8 protein-coding genes are annotated in these 24,529 nt (G+C 37.0%); all 8 read left to right on the forward strand.

The window, feature by feature from the left end:
• Window positions 1–6: 6 nt before the first annotated feature.
• The 8 genes from JG554_RS01010 (at window position 7) to JG554_RS01045 (ending at window position 24,367) form a co-directional block, all read left to right on the forward strand.
• Window positions 7–600, forward strand: a complete 594-nt coding sequence (locus tag JG554_RS01010) for a thiamine phosphate synthase (protein ID WP_081338782.1) — start codon at window positions 7–9, stop codon at window positions 598–600.
• A gap of 39 nt (window positions 601–639) precedes the next feature.
• Window positions 640–840 carry a sulfur carrier protein ThiS gene (gene thiS / locus JG554_RS01015; protein WP_046206950.1) on the forward strand — a complete coding sequence of 67 codons (201 nt, stop codon included), beginning with the start codon at window positions 640–642 and terminating at the stop codon, window positions 838–840.
• 1 nt (window position 841) lies between these two features.
• Window positions 842–1,609 carry a thiazole synthase gene (locus tag JG554_RS01020; RefSeq protein WP_046206951.1) on the forward strand — a complete coding sequence of 256 codons (768 nt, stop codon included), beginning with the start codon at window positions 842–844 and terminating at the stop codon, window positions 1,607–1,609.
• Window positions 1,609–2,607 (forward strand): HesA/MoeB/ThiF family protein, encoded by a 999-nt coding sequence (locus JG554_RS01025; protein WP_070038894.1) that lies wholly within the window; start codon window positions 1,609–1,611, stop codon window positions 2,605–2,607. Before JG554_RS01020 ends, JG554_RS01025 begins: the two co-directional genes overlap by 1 nt.
• A gap of 165 nt (window positions 2,608–2,772) precedes the next feature.
• Window positions 2,773–4,623, forward strand: coding sequence for an anaerobic ribonucleoside-triphosphate reductase (gene nrdD / locus JG554_RS01030; RefSeq protein ID WP_070038842.1), 1,851 nt, complete (start codon window positions 2,773–2,775; stop codon window positions 4,621–4,623).
• Window positions 4,620–5,153 carry an anaerobic ribonucleoside-triphosphate reductase activating protein gene (nrdG, locus tag JG554_RS01035; protein WP_046206953.1) on the forward strand — a complete coding sequence of 178 codons (534 nt, stop codon included), beginning with the start codon at window positions 4,620–4,622 and terminating at the stop codon, window positions 5,151–5,153. The genes nrdD and nrdG overlap by 4 nt, the downstream gene beginning before the upstream one ends.
• 125 nt (window positions 5,154–5,278) lie before the next feature.
• Window positions 5,279–6,265: a choloylglycine hydrolase family protein gene (locus JG554_RS01040; protein ID WP_064209980.1), complete on the forward strand. Its 987-nt coding sequence runs from the start codon at window positions 5,279–5,281 to the stop codon at window positions 6,263–6,265.
• A gap of 291 nt (window positions 6,266–6,556) precedes the next feature.
• A complete protein-coding gene (locus JG554_RS01045) occupies window positions 6,557–24,367 on the forward strand; it encodes a GA-like domain-containing protein (protein ID WP_203265344.1) in 17,811 nt (5,936 codons plus the stop codon).
• Window positions 24,368–24,529 lie beyond the last annotated feature (162 nt).

The following is a 24,529-nucleotide window of genomic DNA, read 5'->3' on the forward strand; positions in this document are numbered from 1 at the left end:
ATTATAGTGATTATTGCGATTACCAATTATCATAAATTAACCAAGAAAGATAGCGCGAATTATTGTGAAATTGAACCTTATATTGATTATCTCATCGTCAGGTCACCGATGTGTACTTCTGAGAAGATTGAATGGATTAACCAACTAAAGCAACAACATTTTCCAAAAGATAAAATTATTATTCACAGTGATTATCGTGTACTCCAATCTTGCGGCTTATCACGCATACATTTTAGAGAAAATGATGAGGAAATCCGTGCTTTAAAACAACATTGTTCAGACATAAAAATAAGTATGTCTACACACAGTAGCCATGCAATTCAATATGCAGAAGATTTAAATTTAGATTTTGTACTTTATGGGCACGTATTTGAAACAAAGTCTAAAAAGGGGTTAACCCCTAGATCATTTAGTGAGGTCAATGAAGCATTGAAAAGTGATATTCCCGTAATCGCATTAGGTGGCATTAATTTAACAACTATGCCTCATTTGCCTAAGGGATTTCAAGGTATCGCAGGTATTTCTATTTTTAATCACTCAATAAAAACAGTACAAGCGTTACACAGAGCATGGTTACATTATGAAACAACACAAAATTAATGATTTACTAATCAATAAGCGAGAAAGGAATGAATCATGATGCATTGCATTATTAATGGTGATAATTTCACATTTGAAAATCCTTTAAATATACAAGAGGTATTGCAAACACTTGGTTTAGACGAAAAAAGAGTGATTGTCGAACATAATAAAAAATTAATTAAGCAAAACCAATTTCAGAATCATATCGTTAATGATAAAGATTGTTTAGAATTATTAGAATTTGTAGGAGGCGGATAAGATGTTTAAAATAGGAAAATTTGAATTTAATTCAAGATTGTTATTAGGTACTGGTAAATTTGAAACAGAAGCCATTCAAAAAGAGGCAATAAATGCATCTGAAACAGAGGTTTTAACTTTTGCAGTACGTCGAATGAACTTATATGATGAGAAATTTCCTAATCCTTTAGCAAAAGTTGACTTATCAAATTTTGTTACTTTTCCTAATACTGCTGGAGCAACTTCAGCTGAGGAAGCGATAAGAATTGCAGAAATTGCTAATCATGCCAATCTTTGTGACATGATTAAAGTAGAAGTGATAGGTGATCAGGAAACCTTACTACCTGATCCGCTAGAAACATATGAGGCGTGCAAGGTTTTACTAGAAAAAGGTTATACAGTGTGTCCTTACATTTCAAATGATGTTGTACTTGCTAAGCGTTTAGAAGAATTAGGAGTACACGCGATTATGCCACTAGCTTCACCTATTGGTACAGGAAGAGGAATAAACAACCCTTTAAATCTACGTTATATTATTGAACGCGCCAATGTACCCGTAATTGTGGATGCAGGGGTTGGATCACCAAAAGATGCATGTCATGCTATGGAATTAGGGGCCGACGCCATTTTATTAAACACAGCAATTTCTAGTGCGAAAGATCCAGGGAAAATGGCAGAAGCCATGAAATTGGGTATTCAAGCAGGAAGAATGAGTTATCAAGCAGGGAGAATACCAGTTAAGTACACAGCTCAAGCTTCAAGTCCAACAGAAGGCATCGGATTTTTATGATGGAAAGATATTCTCGTCAAATACGCTATAAAAATTTTGGTGAACAAGGCCAGCGTAAACTAGCGCAAACACATGTGATGATTGTAGGAGCAGGAGCGTTAGGAAGTCATTGTGCAGAAATATTAACACGTATGGGGATTGGCGAGCTTACGATTATTGATATGGATATTGTAGAATTATCAAATTTGCATAGACAAGCCACTTATACTGAAAACGATGCACAAACGATGATGCCTAAAGTGGAAGCACTAAAAAAGCATTTGTTAGATATAAATTCTAATATTAAAATCAACACATTATACAAAGAAATAACTTGCACCAACATTGAACACATTTTAAGAAAATCAAATCCTGATATCGTCATGGATGGCATGGATCATTTTAAAATTAGATACTTGATTAACGAAGTATGCCATAAATTTTCGATACCTTGGATTTATGGGGCAGCAATCGGAAGTCAAGGTACCGTTTATGGTATTGATTATAAAGGCCCATGTTTAAAATGTGTGCTCGATAAGATGCCAGAATCTGCAGAAAGTTGTTCTATTAATGGTGTGTTACCTACAGTTATATACCAAGTAGCTAGCATGGAAGTTTCAGAATTATTACGTTGGATAACAGCATCTGGATTCTCTCAAAAATTAATAACGCTAGATACTTTTTCAATCCAGTACCATACAGTGAATATCAACCAACTTAAAAATGACGATTGTAGCATTTGTGTACATCAGAGATATGATTTACTGAACCAACCTCAACATACAAACGTAGAATCTCAATGTGGCAATACATTTTTGCTTCGTTTCGATGAAAATATTTTTGAATATGCACATTACCTACCTGCCAAAATTAAAAAGGGCAATAGCTTTGCTAAATTACTTTCTTATAACGAAATCGATATTACTTTATTTAAAGATGGTCGTATGAATGTTTATGGCTTGGAAGATGAAGGACAGGCGCAAGCATTATATACACATTTTGCTAAAAGCATAAAATAGGACATTTACATTTCTCAAAAGCAAAAATTTTAGAATAAAAATTAAAGTTTCTTAAATCGTAACAAATTTGTGACATATTTGTTAACAGCTCTTCTCAACATTGAAACACTATATATTGTGGTATAAATTATGTTTATATACAATATATAGAAAAGAAGGGGTAAAATGAATAAATTAGAACAAAATTTAACGAAACTTATTACAAAAGATCCAACAGTTATTAACGAAAATGCTAATAAAGATAGTGCCACTTTTTCTACAATGAGAGATTTAACAGCAGGTGTTGTATCTAAATCATATGCTTTGGATTACTTATTACCTAAACATATAGCTGAAGCACATAAAAGTGGAGATATACATTTCCATGACTTAGATTATCACCCATTTCAACCACTCACTAACTGTTGTTTAATTGATGCTAAAAATATGTTGAAACATGGATTTCGAATTGGCAATGCATCTGTGACATCGCCAAAATCAATTCAAACAGCTTCTGCTCAGCTTGTACAAATTATTGCCAACGTCTCTAGTAGTCAATACGGGGGTTGTACCATTGATCGAGTAGACGAATTATTAAGTGATTACGTAAAATATAACGAAGCAAAACATAGAAAATTGGCACAACAATTTGTTGATGATACACATATTGATGCATATGTTGATTATCAAATCACCCAAGATATTAATGACGCAATTGAAAGTCTAGAATACGAAATAAATACACTTTATACTTCAAATGGACAAACGCCATTTGTCACTCTTGGTTTTGGTCTAGGTATAGATGAATATAGTAGAAAAATTCAACAAGCGATATTGAAAACACGAATAAAAGGACTTGGAAAAGACCGTATAACAGCTATATTTCCTAAATTAGTTTTTTCTATTAAAAAAGGTGTGAATTTTAGTGAAGATGACCCTAATTATGATATTAAAAAATTAGCATTAGAGTGTTCTACAAAAAGAATGTATCCAGATATATTAAATTATGATAAAACTGTAGAAATTTTAGGTGATTTTAAAGCGCCAATGGGTTGTCGTTCTTTTTTACCAGTATGGAAAAATGAGCAAGGTGAAGCAGAAAATAATGGAAGATGTAATTTAGGTGTAGTAACGCTTAATGTGCCGAGAATAGCTATAGAATCAGATGGTGATATGGAAAAGTTTTGGGAAATCTTTCATGAACGAATGCAAATTATGCACGACGCATTAGTTTATCGCATTAAACGTATGGAACAAGCTACACCTGATAACGCTCCAATTTTATATAAAAATGGTGCGTTTAAACATCGTTTAAGTGATGAAGAGAGTGTTATGTCATTATTTAAAAACAAACGTGCTACGTTATCGATAGGTTATATTGGTCTGTATGAGGCAGCTACTGTTTTTTATGGCCCTGAGTGGGAAAAAACTGCAAGAGGTAAAGCCTTCACCTTACAAATTTTAAAAGCTATGAAAGTTTATCAATTGGAATGGACTGAACGCTACGACATTTGGTTTAGTATATATAGTACACCAAGTGAATCATTAACAGATCGTTTTTGCAGATTAGATAGAGAAAAATTCGGCGATATATTAGATATTACAAGCAAGGGGTATTATCAAAATTCGTTCCACTACGATGTGCGAAAAGATATTACACCATTTGAAAAAATAGATTTTGAGAAAGATTATCCATTTTATGCTAGTGGTGGTTACATACATTATTGTGAATATCCAAAATTAGACCATAACATTAAAGCATTAGAAGCGGTTTGGGATTATTCATATGACAAAGTTAGTTATCTAGGAACAAATATTCCTATAGATCATTGTCGTTTATGTGATTTTAAAGGTGATTTTAAAACAACTTCATCAGGATATCAATGTCCAGAATGTGGAAATAGCGACCCTAAAACCGTAGATGTAGTAAAACGAACATGTGGCTATTTAGGTAATCCAGTGCAACGTCCTACAATCGAAGGTAGACATAAAGAAATTTGTGCAAGAGTAAAACACATGAAAGACCAGTCGATATGACAATACTAAATATCATTAATGGACAAGGTTACATTGCCAAAATAGAGTCACAAAGTTTCGTAGATGGCGAAGGCGTGAGATGTAGTTTATATGTTTCAGGATGTCCATTTGCATGTTTAAATTGTTATAACAAAGCAGCTCAAAATTTTAAGTATGGTGAGAAATTTAATATTGAAACTTTAAATGAAATATTAGAAAATTGCGAACCTGATTATATAGAAGGTTTAAGTATTTTAGGTGGGGAACCATTTTGTAACTTAGATATAACACTCAATTGTGCTCATGCATTTAGACAACGTTTTGGTCATAGCAAAACCTTATGGGTATGGACTGGATTTTTATTTGAATACTTAAGGAATGATCAATCTCAGAGAAATGAATTATTGAAAATTATAGATGTACTCGTCGACGGTCCTTTCATGCATCACTTATATAAACCCAATTTACCTTATAAAGGTTCATTAAATCAACGTGTGATCGATGTGCAAAAATCATTAGTCGATGGTAGAATCCATGAGTATATAATTTAACATTGTGGTTATATCTGTGTCCTGAAATTGAGGCGAATTGCTATTAATATGATATAAAGTTAATTACAATCATAATTAAGACAAAAATAGATTTAGGAAATTGCTAATAAAGGAGCGTATGAGCAATGTGTACAGGTTTTTCATTTATGTCTGAAAATCATCAAGCTATATTAGGTCGAACAATGGATTTTGTTTATCAATTAAAAGGTAATCCAGCGGTTCAACCACGCCACTATTACTGGGAATCGCGTGTAGAGTATAAAGGTGAAACATTGTATGGCTTCGTAGGTTCTGGCAGCGATATGGAAGGATTTTTATTTGGAGATGGTGTTAACGAGCATGGCGTTGGTGTTTCAGTACAATATTTCAGAGGCTATGCTTCTTATGCAAATGAAACTAAAGCAGGCTATATGAATATTGCTCAAAATGAAGTGATAAATTGGATATTAGGTTATAACAAAAACATAGCTGATTTAATTAAAAACGCACAAAATGTTAATGTCGTGGCACATACTTTGAACGATCTCTCTGAAGTTCCACCGTTACATTATCATATTTCTGATGATACGGGTAGAACGGTAGAACTCACTTTTGATAAAGGTCAAATAGTCGTTAATGACAATCCAGTTGCCGTTTTGACTAACAATCCTGATTTGAATTGGCATTATGAAAATTTAAGAAATTATATAAACATTTCACCACATAAACCAAATGAAAGAAATTTTGCTAATATTAATTTAAAATCATTAGGCAATGAAGGTGGCACCTATGGCTTACCAGGTGGATACACATCATCAGAAAGATTTGTTCGTATTGCTTACTTGAAAAATTATTTAGAAGAAGCAGCAAACAGTCCTGAACAAGACATACTTAACGCTTTTAAATTATTGGAAATTATGAGTATACCTAAAGGCGCAGTTAGAGATGAACAAAATGATTTACATTATACGTTATATCAGACGGTCTTAAATTTAACGACACGTACATTTTATATTAAATGGTATAACTCTAATAAAATTACTGAACTACATTTATCAGAAGATCTACTGAATAAAAAAGAAATGACTATTTTTGAGCCAACTGATGGATTAGCGATAAATCGCTTGAATTAAGATTTAAAGCGAGCACTTAATTAGAATGAATTTTAAACAATCAATAACTAATATGAGACACATAAAAAACGATCGTTTTTTATGTGTCTTTTTATGTTTAATAACAATCATTTTTGATTGAAAAAAGTTTTTATCTCACTATTTTACTTAAAAATTCAACTTTTTTACTGACGCATTATAAGTGCTGTTGGTCATTAAATTTAAAATTATAATGATTAAAGAAAGATAAATTGTATTAAATTTAATAACATCTAAAATGATTTTACTATCGAAAAGGAGAGTTAGATAACAATGAGGATATTTAGAGAGTATATGGCTAGGAGAAATAATAGATATTCCATACGCAAATTTACGATTGGAACAGCTTCAGTACTTTTAGGAAGTTTATTAATTTTTCAACATAGTGAAGAAGCCCAAGCTGATACTTTACAAAAAGAACAACAAGAAGTGAAAGAAATACCTCCTAAAGTAGATAAAGAGAACACTAACAATGATTCAAATTTTAATAATATATTAGAAAAAGAGAGTAACAATGACACAGTACAACAACCCATCCAAGCTGAAATTGATAATAAAACAGAAAACAAAAGTGCTTCAAAAGATACAAAATCAGTTGAGGAAGGTACTGAGATAACATCGCAACAATTCGAGTCAAATGCCGATACTATTATTGAAAATAAAGAACAACCAGACCATTCAGATGTAAACGAACAAGATATACAAAATGATAAACAAGAAAAAACACCTGAAACAATAAAAAACGATGAGGAAATAAAGGAGTTAGATACTAAAAAGCCAGATATAGATAAAAAACAATCATCAACTGCCGAAAATACGGATACTAAAATAAATAGTAATTCGAAATTGAACGAAAAAGAGCAACCAGTCACTCAAAATTTGATTTCGATGGAAAATAGAGTTACTGAAACGAAAGTTGAAGTGTCTAATAATAATATAGAGAAAAATGAATCAGAAAAAGGTTTGAGCACGAACGAAAAAGACGTCAAAAATGAAAAACAACCAGAAAAGCAATATATTCCAAAAACTCGAGTAGCTAGAAGTATCGACCGAAATCGATACTATAATGGAATAAGCTATAATCACCATTACTTTGGACCTAGATTATCTTATAATTCATTAAGAGCCGGAGATTATATTGCGACGGCACTTAATGAAGTAGAAAGAAATAGAGGAGAACTAACGGAAGAAGAAAGAAAGCTGTTTTTAAGAAATATTATTAGACAAACTTCATTAAAAAATAATAAAGCGGCTTATGACAGAATTTTTAATAGGGATTATTCTGTAGCAAGAAATAGAAAAATCACAGGGAGTCAAGCGAATAATATAAACACACTACTGTCAAAAATGAAAGATTTAACAGTTAATCGTGACAGTCCGAATTATCAAGGTATATATACATTTACAAATCAAAATGATGTAACTAAAAATGATTTTGGTATAGTAAAAGATGAAGTGTTACATGATGGTGAAGCTTTAATAGCAACAATGGAATTGTCAAAAGAAAAAGGTAGAGGAACGTATAGATTTGAAAACTATGCGATAAGACCAAATGATAGCCTCAATAAAAAAATTAAACAGGTCGTAGCAGTTTATGAAGGTAGACAAAGAGTTGTACTACGACAAGATCATTTAGGTTATTATTCATATACACGTCCAAACAGTGGCGGAAATGGTGACCCTGATAGAGGTGGTGGATCAGGCGGATCAGTAAAATTTTACATTTCTTTTGACGCTAATCAATATATTGATGTGAATAAAGATAAATTATTTGGTTATATCTTGAGTGATACTACAGATACTAATGTATTAAGAGGCGTAAATATTACTAATAAAGCTGTTAATATCCAAGAAGTGGCAGAAACAATCAATGAAGCTTTGAAAAAAGCAAAAATCAAAAAAGTAGAAGATGCTATAGAAGCAGCAACACAAGTGCAAAAACAAGCCAAAATAAAGCTAGGTGAAGTGACGCAAGACCAATTAGTAACACCAGATGAAAAAGCCGAAATAGATAAAATGAATGTAGAAATTGAAAAGGCCAAATCATCAGCAATACAAGTATTAGACGCTCTACCGAATGGCCTCACTAATAAAGATTTATTACGAAAAAGAATAAATGATATTACATCCGTAACATCACCAGAAGTAAACGATGCAGATAGTAATGGTGTGCTAGATACTGAACAATTGTCTGAAGCAACACAAGCAGTAGTGAATGCGGAACAGACAAAAGCAGCAGTAGATACGAAGTTGGCAGAAGTAACAGCAGATGGGTTAGTGACTCCGGACGAAAAAGCCGCAGTAGATGCGTTAATACAAACATTAGAAAGCGCAAAACAAACAGCGAAAGAAAAATTAAATAATGTATCGAATATCATAGTAGGAAAAGATGATCTCCAAACAAGGCTAGATAACATTGCATCCGTAACATCACCAGAAGTAAACGATTTAGATGGTAATGGAGTCTTGGATACTGAACAATTATCCGAAGCGTCTCAAGCCGTAGCGAATGCAGAACAAGCGAAAACCGCAGTGGATACGAAGTTATCTGATATTACAGCAGATGGATTAGTAACACCAGATGAAAAAGTCGCAGTAGATGCGTTAATCCAAACATTAGAAAGTGCGAAACAAACAGCGAAAGAGAAGGTAAATAGCGTACCATCTAGTATCGCAGGTAAGACAGATTTACAAACAAGATTGGATAACATTGCATCTGTAACGTCACCAGAAGTAAACGATGCAGATGGTAACGGAGTCTTGGATACTGACCAATTATCCGAAGCGTCTCAAGCAGTAGTGAATGCAGAACAAGCGAAAACCGCAGTGGACAATAAGCTAGCAGAAGTAACATCTGATGGTCTAGTAACGCCAGATGAAAAATCAGCAGTAGATGCGTTAATCCAAGCATTAGAAACAGCGAAACAAACAGCGAAAGAGAAGGTAAATAGCGTACCGAACGGTACTGCAGGCAAAGGTGAACTCCAAACAAGACTAGATAACATTTCATCTGTAACGTCACCAGAAGTAAACGATGTAGACAGTAATGGCATGTTAGATACAGATCAATTGTCCGAAGCGTCTCAAGCCGTAGTGAATGCGGAACAAGGGAAAACCGCAGTGGATACGAAGTTATCTGAGATTACAGCAGATGGTTTAGTGACTCCAGATGAGAAATCAGCAGTAGATGCGTTAATACAAACATTAGAAAGTGCGAAACAAACAGCCCAAGAGAAAGTAAATAGCGTACCGAACGGTACTGCGGGTAAAGAAGATTTACAAACAAGACTAGATAACATCGCGTCAGTAACATCACCAGAAGTAAATGATGTAGACAGTAATGGTGTGCTAGATGCAGATCAATTATTCGAAGCGTCTCAAGCCGTAGCGAATGCAGAACAAGCGAAAACCGCAGTAGATACGAAGTTATCTGAGATTACAGCAGATGGCTTAGTGACTCCGGACGAAAAAGCCGAAGTAGATACATTAATACAAACATTAGAAAGTGCAAAACAAACAGCACAAAAGAAAGTAAATAGTGTACCGAACGGTACTGCGGGTAAAGAAGATTTACAAACAAGACTAGATAACATCGCGTCAGTAACGTCACCAGAAGTAAACGATGCGGATAGTAATGGTGTTTTGGATACGGATCAATTATCCGAAGCGTCTCAAGCAGTGACTAATGCGGAACAAGCAAAAACAGCAGTGGACAATAAGCTAGCAGAAGTAACATCCGATGGCTTAGTGACTCCGGACGAAAAAGCCGAAGTAGATGCGTTAATCCAAACATTAGAAAGCGCAAAACAAACAGCCCAAGAGAAAGTAAATAGCGTACCGTCTAGTACCGAAGGTAAGTCTGATCTTCAAACAAGATTAGATAACATCGCGTCAGTAACATCACCAGAAGTGAACGATGCAGATAGTAATGGAGTCTTGGACACAGATCAATTATCCGAAGCATCTCAAGCCGTAGCGAATGCAGAACAAGCAAAAACCGCAGTGGATACGAAGTTATCTGAGATTACATCAGATGGATTAGTGACGCCAGATGAAAAAGCCGAAGTAGATGCGTTAATCCAAACATTAGAAAGCGCAAAACAAACAGCCCAAGAGAAGGTAAATAGCGTACCATCTAGTACTGCTGGTAAAGAAGATTTACAAACAAGATTAGATAACATTGCATCAGTAACATTACCAGAAGTAAACGATGCAGATAGTAACGGAGTTTTGGATACAGATCAATTATCCGAAGCATCTCAAGCCGTAGTGAATGCCGAACAAGCGAAAACCGCAGTGGATACGAAGTTATCTGAGATTACAGCAGATGGATTAGTAACACCAGATGAAAAAGCCGAAGTAGATGCGTTAATCCAAGTATTAGAAACAGCGAAGCAAACGGGCCAAGAGAAGGTAAATAGCGTACCGAACGGTACTGCTGGTAAAACTGATTTACAAACAAGACTGGATAATATCACTTCAGTAACGTCACCAGAAGTAAATGATGCGGATAATAATGGCGTGTTAGATACAGATCAATTGTCTGAAGCAACGCAAGCAGTAGTGAATGCAGAACAAGCAAAAACAGCAGTGGACAATAAGCTAGCAGAAGTAACAGTAGATGGATTAGTGACACCTGATGAAAAATCTGAAGTAGATGCGCTAATTCAAACATTGGAAGCATCGAAACAAACAGCCCAAGAGAAGCTAAACAATGTACCGAACGGTACTGTAGGGAAAGACGAGCTACAACCAAGATTGGATAACATTGCATCCGTAACATCACCAGAAGTGAACGATGCAGATGGTAACGGAGTCTTGGATACGGATCAATTGTCTGAAGCATCACAAGCCGTAGCGAATGCGGAACAAGCAAAAACAGTAGTGGACAATAAGCTAACAGAAGTAACATCAGACGGTTTAGTAACACCAGATGAAAAAGCAGCAGTAGACCAGTTAATTCAAACATTAGAAAGCGCAAAACAAACAGCCCAAGAGAAGCTAAACAATGTACCGAATGGCACTACAGGTAAAAATGCGCTACAAACAAGATTGGACAACATTACATCGGTAACATCACCAGAAGTAAATGATGTAGATAGTAACGGAGTCTTGGATACTGAGCAATTATCCGAAGCAACGCAAGCAGTAGCGAATGCAGAGCAAGCAAAAAGATCAGTAGATACGAAGTTGGCAGAAGTAACATCTGATGGTCTAGTAACACCAGATGAAAAATCTGAAGTAGATGCGTTGGTTCAAACATTAGAAGCAACGAAGCAAACAGCACAAGAAAAGGTAAATAGTGTACCGTCTAGTACCGAAGGTAAGGCTGATCTCCAAACAAGATTGGATAGTATCTTATCTGTAACGTCACCAGAAGTGAATGATGCGGATAGTAATGGCATGTTAGATACAGACCAATTGACTGAGGCATCTCAAGCCGTAGTGAATGCAGAACAAACGAAAACCGCAGTAGATAATAAATTAGCAGAAGTAACATCAGACGGCTTAGTGACGCCAGATGAGAAATCAGCAGTAGATACGTTGGTTCAAACATTAGAAGCAGCGAAACAAACAGCCCAAGAGAAGATAAACAATGTACCGAGTGGTACTGCAGGTAAAGATGATTTACAAAGAAGATTGGATAACATTGCATCAGTAACATCACCAGAAGTAAACGATGCAGATGGTAACGGAGTCTTGGATACAGATCAATTGTCCGAAGCAACGCAAGCCGTAGCGAATGCAGAACAAACGAAAACCGCAGTAGATAATAAATTAGCAGAAGTAACATCAGACGGCTTAGTGACGCCAGATGAGAAATCAGCAGTAGATACGTTGGTTCAAACATTAGAAGCAGCGAAACAAACAGCCCAAGAGAAGATAAACAATGTACCGAGTGGTACTGCAGGTAAAGATGATTTACAAAGAAGATTGGATAACATTGCATCAGTAACATTACCAGAAGTAAACGATGCAGATGGTAACGGAGTCTTGGATACAGATCAATTGTCCGAAGCAACGCAAGCAGTAGTGAATACAGAACAAGCGAAAACCGCAGTGGATACTAAATTGTCAGATGTAATAGCAGACGGATTAGTGACGACAGATGAAAAAGCTGAAGTAGATGCGTTGATTCAAACATTGGAAGCATCGAAACAAACAGCCCAAGAGAAGATAAATAATGTACCAGCAAGTACCGAAGGTAAGACAGAGCTACAAACAAGACTGGATAATATCACTTCAGTAACGTCACCAGAAGTAAATGATGCGGATAATAATGGCGTGTTAGATACAGATCAATTATCTGAGGCATCTCAAGCAGTGGTAAGTGCAGAACAAGCAAAAACCGCATTGGATACGAAATTGGCAGAAGTAACATCAGATGGTCTAGTAACACCAGATGAAAAAGCCGCAGTAGAAGCGTTAATCCAAGCATTAGAAAGTGCAAAACAAACAGCACAAGAGAAAGTAAATAGTGTACCGAACGGTACTGCGGGTAAAGAAGATTTACAAACAAGATTAGATAACATCGCCTCTGCAACATCGCCAGAAGTGAATGATGCGGATAGTAATGGCATGTTAGATACAGATCAATTATCCGAAGCGTCTCAAGCAGTAGTGAATGCAGAACAAGCAAAAGCCACAGTGGACAATAAGCTAAAAGAGGTAATATCCGATGGTCTAGTAACACCAGATGAGAAATCAGCAGTAGATGCGTTAATCCAAGCATTAGAAAGCACAAAACAAGCAGCGAAAGAGAAGGTAAATAGCGTACCATCTAGTACCGCAGGTAAGGCAGATTTACAAACAAGATTGGATAACATCACATCTGTAACTTCACCAGAAGTAAATGATGCAGATGGTAACGGAGTCTTGGATACAGATCAATTGTCCGAAGCAGATCAAGCAGTGACAAAAGCGGAACAGGCAAAAACCGCAGTTGATACTAAATTGGCAGAAGTAACATCAGATGGATTAGTGACACCTGATGAAAAAGCTGAAGTAGATGCGTTGATTCAAACATTGGAAGCATCGAAACAAACAGCACAGGAGAAGCTAAACAATGTACCGAACGGTACTACAGGAAAAGATGACCTACAAACAAGACTAGGTAACATCGCCTATGTAGCATCACCAGAAATAAATGACGTAGACAGTAATGGCGTGCTAGATAGTGATCAATTATCAGAAGCATCACAAGCCGTAGCGAATGCAGAACAAGCAAAAACAGCAGTGGATACGAAGTTATCTGATATTACAGCAGACGGATTAGTGACGACAGATGAAAAAGCCGAAGTAGATACATTAATTCAAACATTAGAAAGTGCAAAACAAACAGCACAAGAGAAAGTAAATAGTGTACCGAACGGTACTGCGGGTAAAGATGATTTACAAACAAGACTAGATAACATCGCGTCAGTAACGTCACCAGAAGTAAACGATGCGGATAGTAATGGTGTTTTGGATACGGATCAATTATCAGAAGCATCTCAAGCCGTAGTGAATGCAGAACAAGCGAAATCCGTAGTGGATACGAAGTTATCTGATATTACAGCAGATGGCTTAGTGACTCCGGTCGAAAAAGCCGAAGTAGATACATTAATTCAAACATTAGAAAGCGCAAAACAAACAGCCCAAGAGAAAGTGAATAGTGTACCGAATGGCACTACAGGTAAAAATGCGCTACAAACAAGATTGGACAACATTACATCGGTAACATCACCAGAAGTAAATGATGTAGATAGTAACGGAGTCTTGGATACTGAGCAATTATCCGAAGCAACGCAAGCAGTAGCGAATGCAGAACAAGCAAAAAGATCAGTAGATACGAAGTTATCTGAGATTACAGCAGATGGCTTAGTGACTTCGGACGAAAAAGCAGCAGTAGATGCGTTAATCCAAACATTAGAAAGTGCGAAACAAACAGCACAAGAAAAGGTAAATAGTGTACCGTCTAGTACCGAAGGTAAGGCTGATCTCCAAACAAGATTGGATAGTATCTCATCTGTAACGTCACCAGAAGTGAATGATGCGGATAGTAATGGCATGTTAGATACAGATCAATTATCAGAAGCATCTCAAGCCGTAGTGAATGCAGAACAAGCGAAATCCGTAGTAGATAATAAATTAGCAGAAGTAACATCAGACGGTTTAGTAACACCAGATGAAAAAGCAGCAGTAAATGCGCTAATTCAAACATTAGAAACAGCGAAGGAAACGGCTCAAGAAAAGGTGAATAGTGTACCGAATGGTACTGCGGGTAAAGATGATCTTCAAACAAGATTGGATAACATTGCATCTGTAACATCGCCAGAAGTAAACGATGCGGATAGCAATGGTGTTTTAGATACTGAGCAATTGTCTGAAGCAACGCAAGCCGTTGCGAATGCAGAACAAGCGAAAACAGTAGTGGACAATAAGCTAACAGAAGTAACATCAGACGGTTTAGTAACACCAGATGAAAAAGCTGAAGTAGATGCGTTAATTCAAGCATTAGAAGCAGCGAAGGAAACAGCCCAAGAGAAGATAAACAATGTACCGAATGGTACTGCGGGTAAAGATGATTTACAAACAAGATTAGATAACATCGCGTCAGTAACATCACCAGAAGTAAACGATGTAGACAGTAATGGAGTTTTGGATACTGAACAATTGTCTGAAGCAACGCAATCAGTGACTAATGCGGAACAAGCAAAAACCGCAGTGGATACGAAATTGGCAGAAGTAACAGCAGGCGGATTAGTAACTCCAGATGAGAAATCAGCAGTAGATGCGTTAATCCAAGCATTAGAAACAGCGAAGGAAACGGCGAAAGAGAAGGTAAATAGCGTACCGAACGGTACCGCAGGCAAAGGTGAACTCCAAACAAGATTAGATAACATTTCATCTGTAACGTCACCAGAAGTAAACGATGTAGACAGTAATGGAGTCTTGGATACGGATCAATTATCAGAAGCAGACCAAGCTGTAGTGAATGCCGAACAAGCGAAAACCGTAATGGATACTAAATTGTCAGAAGTAACATCAGACGGATTAGTAACACCAGATGAAAAAGCCGAAGTAGATGCGTTAATCCAAGCATTAGAAGCATCGAAGCAAACAGCCCAAGAAAAGGTAAATAGTGTGCCATCTAGTACCGCAGGTAAGACAGATTTACAAACAAGACTGGATAATATCACTTCAGTAACTTCACCAGAAGTAAATGATGTGGATGGTAACGGAGTCTTGGATACAGATCAATTGTCCGAAGCATCTCAAGCAGTAGCGAATGCCGAACAAGCGAAAACCGTAGTGGATACGAAATTGACTGAAATCACAACAGATGGTCTAGTAACACCAGACGAAAAAGCCGCAGTAGATACATTAATTCAAACATTAGAAAATGCAAAACAAACGGCGAAAGAGAAGGTAAATAGTGTACCGTCTAGTACCGAAGGTAAGGCTGATCTTCAAACAAGATTGGATAACATTGCATCAGTAACATCGCCAGAAGTGAATGATGCGGATAGTAATGGCATGTTAGATACAGATCAATTGTCCGAAGCGTCTCAAGCAGTAGTAAGTGCAGAACAAGCGAAAACCGCAGTGGATACGAAATTGGCAGAAGTAACATCAGATGATTTAGTGACTCCAGATGAGAAATCAGTAGTAGATGCATTGGTTCAAACATTAGAAAATGCAAAACAAACGGCGAAAGAGAAGGTGAATAGTGTACCGTCTAGTACCGAAGGTAAGGCTGATCTTCAAACAAGATTAGATAACATCGCGTCAGTAACATCACCAGAAGTAAATGATGCAGATAGTAATGGAGTCTTGGACACAGATCAATTATCAGAAGCATCTCAAGCCGTAGTGAATGCGGAACAAGCAAAAACAGTAGTGGACAATAAGCTAACAGAAGTAACATCAGACGGTTTAGTAACACCAGATGAAAAAGCTGAAGTAGATGCGTTGATTCAAACATTGGAAGCATCGAAACAAACAGCACAAGAGAAGATAAATAGCGTACCGAATGGTACTGCAGGTAAAGACGAGCTACAACCAAGATTAGATAACATCGTGTCAGTAACATCACCAGAAGTAAACGATGGGGATGGTAATGGTGTGCTAGATACTGAACAATTGTCTGAAGCAACGCAAGCCGTAGCGAATGCAGAACAAGCAAAAACAGCAATAGATAATAAATTAGCAGAAGTAACATCAGATGGATTAGTGACGACAGATGAAAAAGCTGAAGTAGATGCGTTGATTCAAACATTGGAAGCATCGAAACAAACAGCACAAGAGAAGATAAATAATGTACCATCAAGTACCGAAGGTAAGACAGAGCTACAAACAAGACTGGATAACATTACATCAGTAACATCACCAGAAGTAAACGATGCGGATGGTAATGGAGTTTTGGACACAGATCAATTATCAGAAGCATCACAAGCCGTAGCGAATGCGGAACAAGCAAAAACAGTAGTGGACAATAAGCTAACAGAAGTAACATCAGATGGTTTAGTGACGCCAGATGAGAAATCAGTAGTAGATGCATTGGTTCAAACATTAGAAGCATCGAAACAAACAGCCCAAGAGAAGATAAATAATGTACCAGCAAGTACCGAAGGTAAGACAGAGCTACAAACAAGACTGGATAACATTACATCCGTAACATCACCAGAAGTAAATGATGCAGATGGTAACGGAGTCTTGGATACAGATCAATTGTCCGAAGCAACGCAAGCTGTAGTGAATGCAGAACAAGCAAAAACCGCAGTGGATACGAAATTGGCAGAAGTAACATCAGATGGTCTAGTAACACCAGATGAAAAAGCCGCAGTAGATGCATCGGTTCAAACATTAGAAAGTGTGAAACAAACAGCCCAAGAGAAGGTAAATAGTTTACCGAACGGTACTGCAGGTAAAGAAGATTTACAAACAAGACTGGATAACATTACATCCGTAACATCACCAGAAGTAAACGATGTAGATGGTAACGGAGTTTTGGATACTGAACAATTGTCTGAGGCATCTCAAGCAGTAGTGAATGCAGAACAAGCGAAATCCGTAGTAGATAATAAATTAGCAGAAGTAACATCAGACGGTTTAGTAACACCAGATGAGAAAGCCGCAGTAGATGCGTTAATCCAAGCATTAGAAACAGCGAAGGAAACGGCCCAAGAGAAGGTAAATAGCGTACCAAACGGCACTGCAGGTAAAGATGCGCTACAAACAAGACTGGATAACATCACATCAGTGACGTCACCAGAAGTAAATGATGTGGATGGTAATGGAGTCTTGGATACTGAACAATTATCCGAAGCGTCTCAAGCCGTAGCGAATGTAGAACAAGCGAAAACCGCAGTGGATACGAAATTATCTGATATTACAGCAGACGGTTTAGTAACACCAGATGAAAAAGCCGCAGTAGATGCGTTAATCCAAACATTAGAAAGTGCGAAACAAACAGCGAAAGAGAAGGTAAATAGTGTACCATCTAGTACCGCAGGTAAGACAGATTTACAAACAAGATTAGATAACATTGCATCCGTAACATCACCAGAAGTAAACGATGCAGATGGTAACGGAGTCTTGGATACTGAACAATTGTTTGAGGCATCTCAAGCAGTAGTGAATACAGAACAAGCGAAAACCGCAGTGGATACGAAGTTATCTGAGATTACAGCAGATGGATTAGTAACACCAGATGAAAAATCTGCAGTAGATGCGTTAATCCAAACATTAGAAAGTGCGAAACAAACAGCCCAAGAGAAAGTAAATAGCGTACCGAACGGTACTGCGGGTAAAGAAGATTTACAAACAAGACTAGATAATATCACTTCAGTAACATCACCAGAAATAAATGACGTAGATAGCAATGGTGTGCTAGATACAGATCAATTATCAGAAGCAACGCAAGCCGTAGTGAATGCAGAACAAGCAAAAACCGCAGTGGACAATAAGCTAGCAGAAGTAACATCAGATGGTCTAGTAACACCAGATGAAAAAGCCGCAGTAGAAGCGTTAATCCAAGCATTAGAATGTGCAAAACAAACGGCGAAAGAGAAGATAAACAATGTACCGTCTAGTACCGAAGGTAAGACTGATCTTCAAACAAGATTAGATAACATTGCATCAGTAACATCGCCAGAAGTGAATGACGCAGATAGCAATGGTGTGCTAGATACTGAACAATTATCCGAAGCGTCTCAAGCCGTAGCGAATGTAGAACAAGCGAAAACCGCAGTGGATACGAAATTATCTGATATTACAGCAGACGGTTTAGTAACTCCAGATGAAAAAGCCGAAGTAGATACATTAATTCAAACATTAGAAAGTGAAAAACAAACAGCACAAGAGAAAGTAAATAGTGTACCGAACGGTACTGCGGGTAAAGATGATTTACAAACAAGACTAGATAACATCGCGTCAGTAACGTCACCAGAAGTAAATGATGTGGATAATAATGGCGTGCTAGATACAGATCAATTGTCTGAAGCGTCTCAAGCAGTAGTGAATGCGGAACAAGCAAAAACAGTAGTGGACAATAAGCTAAAAGAAGTAACATCAGACGGCTTAGTGACACCAGATGAAAAAGCTGAAGTAGAGCAGTTAATTGAAACATTAGAAGCCGTGAAACAAACGGCAAAAGAAAAGCTAAATAGTGTACCGAACGGTACTGCAGGAAAAGGAGTTCTCCAAACAAGACTGGATAACATAACATCTGTAACATCACCAGAAGTAAACGATGCAGATGGTAACGGAGTCTTGGATACAGATCAATTGTTTGAAGCAACGCAAGCAGTAGCGAATGCGGAACAAGCGAAAACAGCAGTAGATAATAAATTAGCAGAAGTAACATCCGATGGTCTAGTAACACCAGATGAAAAATCTGGAGTAGATGCATTGATTCAAACATTAGAAAGCGCAAAGCAAACAGCGAAAGAGAAGGTAAATAGCGTACCATCTAGTACCGCAGGTAAGACAGATTTACAAACAAGATTGGATAACATTGCATCTGTAATGTCACCAGAAGTAAACGATGCGGATAGCAATGGTGTGCTAGATACAGAACAATTGTCTGAGGCATCTCAAGCAGTAGCGAATGCGGAACAAGCGAAAACCGCAGTGGATACGAAATTGGCAGAAGTAACATCTGATGGTCTAGTAACACCAGATGAAAAAGTTGAAGTAGATGCGTTAATTCAAAAATTAGAAGCATCGAAACAAACGGCGAAAGAGAAGATAAACAATGTACCTAGTGGCACTGCAGGTAAAGATGCGCTACAAACAAGACTGGATAACATCACATCAGTGACGTCACCAGAAGTAAATGATGTGGATGGTAATGAAGTCTTAGATACTGACCAATTATCCGAAGCGTCTCAAGCAGTGGTAAGTGCAGAACAAGCAAAAACCGCAGTGGACAATAAGCTAGCAGAAGTAACATCCGATGGTCTAGTAACACCAGATGAAAAAGCTGAAGTAGATGCGTTAATCCAAACATTAGAAAGCGCAAAACAAACAGCCCAAGAGAAAGTAAATAGCGTACCGAACGGTACTGCGGGTAAAGATGATTTACAAACAAGATTGGATAACATCACATCAGTAACATCACCAGAAGTAAACGATGCGGATGGTAACGGAGTCTTAGATACGGATCAATTATCCGAAGCATCACAAGCAGTGACGAAAGCCGAACAAGCGAAAATCGCAGTGGATACGAAATTGGCCGAAATCACAGCAGACGGATTAGTGACGACAGATGAAAAAGCTGAAGTAGATGCGTTGATTCAAACATTGGAAGCATCGAAACAAACAGCCCAAGAGAAGATAAACAATGTACCGAATGGTACTGCAGGTAAAGATGATTTACAAACAAGATTGGATAACATCGCCTCTGTAACATCACCAGAAGTAAATGATGTGGATGATAACGGAGTCTTGGATACTGAGCAATTATCCGAAGCATCTCAAGCCGTAGTGAATGCGGAACAAGCGAAAACAGTAGTGGATAAGAAGTTGGCAGAAGTAACATCAGACGGCTTAGTGACGCCAGATGAAAAAGCCGAAGTAGATGCATTGATCCAAACATTAGAAAGCGCAAAACAAACGGCAACAGAAAAACTAAACACTGTACCGAGCGGAACCGTAGGTAAAGACGATCTACAAACAAGATTGGACAACATTACATCGGTAACATCACCAGAAGTGAATGATGTAGATAGTGATGGTATTGTAGATAATCAACACATTTCTGAAGCAGGAAAAGCAGTAGCGAAAGCCGAACAAGCGAAAACAGCAGTGGACAATAAGCTAGCAGAAGTAACATCAGATGGATTAGTGACTCCAGATGAGAAAGCCGAAGTAGATGCGTTAATCCAAACATTAGAAAGTGCAAAACAAACGGCAAAAGAAAAGCTAAATAGCGTACCAAGCGGCACTGCGGGTAAAGATGATTTACAAACAAGATTGGACAATATCACATCAGTAACGTCACCAGAGATAAACGATGCAGATAGTAATGGTGTTTTAGATACAGACCAATTGTTAGAAATTTCTCATATCATAGCAGATGTGGAAAAGGCAAAAGTAGCAGTGGATACAAAATTGTCTGAGATAACAGCAGACGGATTAGTGACTCCGAATGAAGCAGCCGAAATTGATAGACTAATCTTTGGATTGAAAGTAATCAAACAATCAGCGAAAAATAAATTGAATACTGTACCGGATGGCACACCAGGTAAAGATGTATTACAAAGAAGATTAGACAATATCAAATCCGTAAGATCACCAGAAGTGAACGATGCAGATAGTAATGGCGTGTTGGATACAGAGCAATTATCAGAAGCATCACAAGCAGTGACGAAAGCCGAACAAGCGAAAATCGCAGTGGATACGAAATTGACCGAAATCACAGCAGATGGATTAGTGACTCCAGACGAAAAAACTTCAGTAGACGCGTTAATTCAAAAATTAGAAGCTACGAAACAAACGGCGAAAGAGAAGATAAACAATGTACCGAATGGTACTGCGGGTAAAGATGATTTACAAGCAAGATTGGATAATATCGCATCAGTAACGTCACCAGAAGTAAATGATGCGAATAGCAATGGTAAGTTAGATTCAGAGAAATTGTCTGAAGCAACGCAAGCAATAACGAATGCCGAGAAAGCGAAAACCGCAGTGGATACGAAGTTAACAGATGTAACATCCGATGGCTTAGTAACACCAGATGAGAAATCAGAAGTAGATGTATTAATTCAAGCATTAGAAACTGAGAAACAAGTAGCGAAAGAGAAATTAGATAATATACCGGACAGTACAGAAGGTAAAGATGATTTACAAACAAGATTGGATAATATCACATCAGTAACGTCACCAGAAGTAAATGATGCAGATAGTAATGGAGTCTTGGATACTGAACAATTATCCGAATCGTCTCAAGCAGTAGTGAATGCAGAACAAGCAAAAACCGAAGTGGATACGAAGTTATCTGAGATTACAGCAGATGGATTAGTGACTCCAGACGAAAAAACTTCAGTAGATGCGTTAATCCAAGCATTAGAAAGCGCGAAACAAACTGCAAAAGAGAAACTAGAAAGTGTGCCGAATGGTACTGCAGGTAAAGGTGACCTCCAAACAAGATTAGACAGCATCGCTTCAGTAACATCACCAGAAGTAAACGATGCGGATAGTAATGGTAAATTAGATACAGACCAATTGTTTGAAGCAACGCAAGCAGTAGTAAGTGCGGAAAAAGCGAAAGTGACAGTGGATAAGAAATTGACTGAAATCACAGCAGATGGATTGGTGACTTCAAACGAAAAGGCAGAAGTAGATGCGTTAATTCAAGCATTAGAAAGCGCGAAACAAACTGCAAAAGAGAAAATAAATAGCGTACCGAGCGGTACCATAGGGAAAGATGAGCTCCAAACAAGATTGGATAACATTAAATCCGTAACATCACCAGAAGTAAATGATGTAGATAGTGATGGTAATGGAGATAATCAACACATTTCTGAAGCAGGAAAAGCAGTAGTGAATGTGGAACAGGCAAAAGCAGCAATAGATACAAAATTGTCTGAGGTAACAGCAGATGGATTAGTGACTCCAGATGAAAAAGCGAGCGTAGATGCGTTAATCCAAGCATTAGAAAGCGCGAAACAAGCAGCGAAAGAGAAATTAGGTAGTGTGCCAAATGGTACCGCAGGGAAAGCCGAGTTACAAACAAGATTGGACAATATCACATCAGTAACACCACCAGAAGTGAACGATGCAGATAACAATGGTGTGCTAGATACTGAGCAATTATCCGAAGCGTCTCAAGCAGTAGTGAATGCGGAACAAGCCAAAACGACAGTGGACAACAAGTTAACAGAAATAACATCCGATGGTCTAGTAACGCCAGATGAAAAATCTGAAGTAGATGCATTAATTCAAACATTAGAAAGCGCAAAACAAACGGCAAAAGAAAAGCTAAATAGCGTACCAAGCGGCACTGCGGGTAAAGATGATTTACAAACAAGATTGGACAATATCACATCAGTAACGTCACCAGAGATAAACGATGCAGATAGTAATGGCGTTTTAGATACAGACCAATTGTTAGAAATGACTCATATCATAGCAGATGTGGAAAAAGCAAAAGCATCAGTGGATAAAAAATTGTCTGAAATAACATTCGATGGTTTAGTAACTCCAAGTGAAGCAGCCGAAATTGATAGACTAATCTTTGGATTGAAAGTAATCAAACAATCAGCGAAAAATAAATTGAATACTGTACCGGATGACATACCAGGTAAAGATGTGTTACAAAGAAGATTAGACAATATCACATCAGTAACATCACCAGAAGTAAATGATGCAGATAGTAACGGTATCTTGGATATAGAACAATTATCAGAGGCGGAAAAAGCGATAGAAGCAGCTGAAATAGCAAAAACAGCAGTGGATAAAAATTTAACTGAAATCACATCCGACGGCTTAGTGGCTCCAGAGGAAAAAGCAGCAATAGATCAGTTGATTCAAACATTAGAAACTGCGAAACAAGTAGCGAAAGAGAAATTAGAGAATGTACCAAACGGAACTGCGGGTAAAGATACGTTACAAAGAAGATTGGATAATATCGTATCGATAACATCACCAGAAGTGAATGATGCAGATAGTAATGGTGTTCAAGATACAAAACAAGTATCAGAGGTAAGTAAAGCGATTAAAGCAACAGAATCAACAAAAGCAGCAGTAGATAAGAAACTAGCAGAGATTCAATCCGATGGACTAGTAAATCCAAAAGAGAAAGCAGAAATTGATAAGTTGATTCAAAAATTAGATAAAGAAAAACAAGCAGTGAAAGACAAGTTAGCCAAAGTACCAAACGGCACAGTAGGAAAAGCAGAGTTACAAAGAAAATTAAATGAAATTCCATCCGTAACGTCACCAGAAGTAAATGATGCAGATAGTAATGGTGTTCAAGATACAAAACAAGTATCGGAAGCTAAAAAAGCAATTGCTGATGCTAATGCAGCACAAACAAAAGTGATTAATAAAATAAAAGAAATTAGAAAAGATGGTTTGATTACGCCAAGTGAACAAGCTGACTTAGACAAACTAATTGAAAAATTAGATTCATTAAGAAGTATTGCAAAAGAAAAAATAAGTAACTTGCCAAACGGTACATCAAATATTGCTGAATTACAGACTAACTTAGATAAAGTCACATCTGAAATAATATCAAAAGTAAAAGATATAGATAGTAATGGTATATCAGATAAGAAACAGTCATTAGGTATGGATAAAATAAATGACAAATATAATTCAAGTCATTTTGAAAATGACGAAAAAGCGACTAAAAATAATAAGTTGCTAGACATGCATTCACGTCAATTTAATGTTCAAAATAATCATCACAATCTTGAAAGATTAAACAAAAAATTGTTTGTAAATCCAAACAAAGAAAATAATTTCAATATGAATTTACCGTATAGTGGATTAGACAAAAATAACCCTTATGCATTCGAAATTCTATTTGGAATTTTAGGATTAATGATTGTTTATAGAAGATACTTAAAAAGTGATAAAAACACAGAACATTAAGTTTAAAATTTAAAAAGTTTCATTGGATTTATAAGCACTTTGGAATGATTAGATTAAAAGTCTAGTCTCCAAAGTGCTTTTTTAATAAAATTAATGGTATATAGTAATTAAAAAAGACTTATTTTGTTCCTAATCATGTAAACAAAATAAGTCTTAAAACTT

Source organism: Staphylococcus sp. 11-B-312 (genome assembly GCF_016743055.1).
GTDB classification, from domain to species: domain Bacteria; phylum Bacillota; class Bacilli; order Staphylococcales; family Staphylococcaceae; genus Staphylococcus; species Staphylococcus ureilyticus.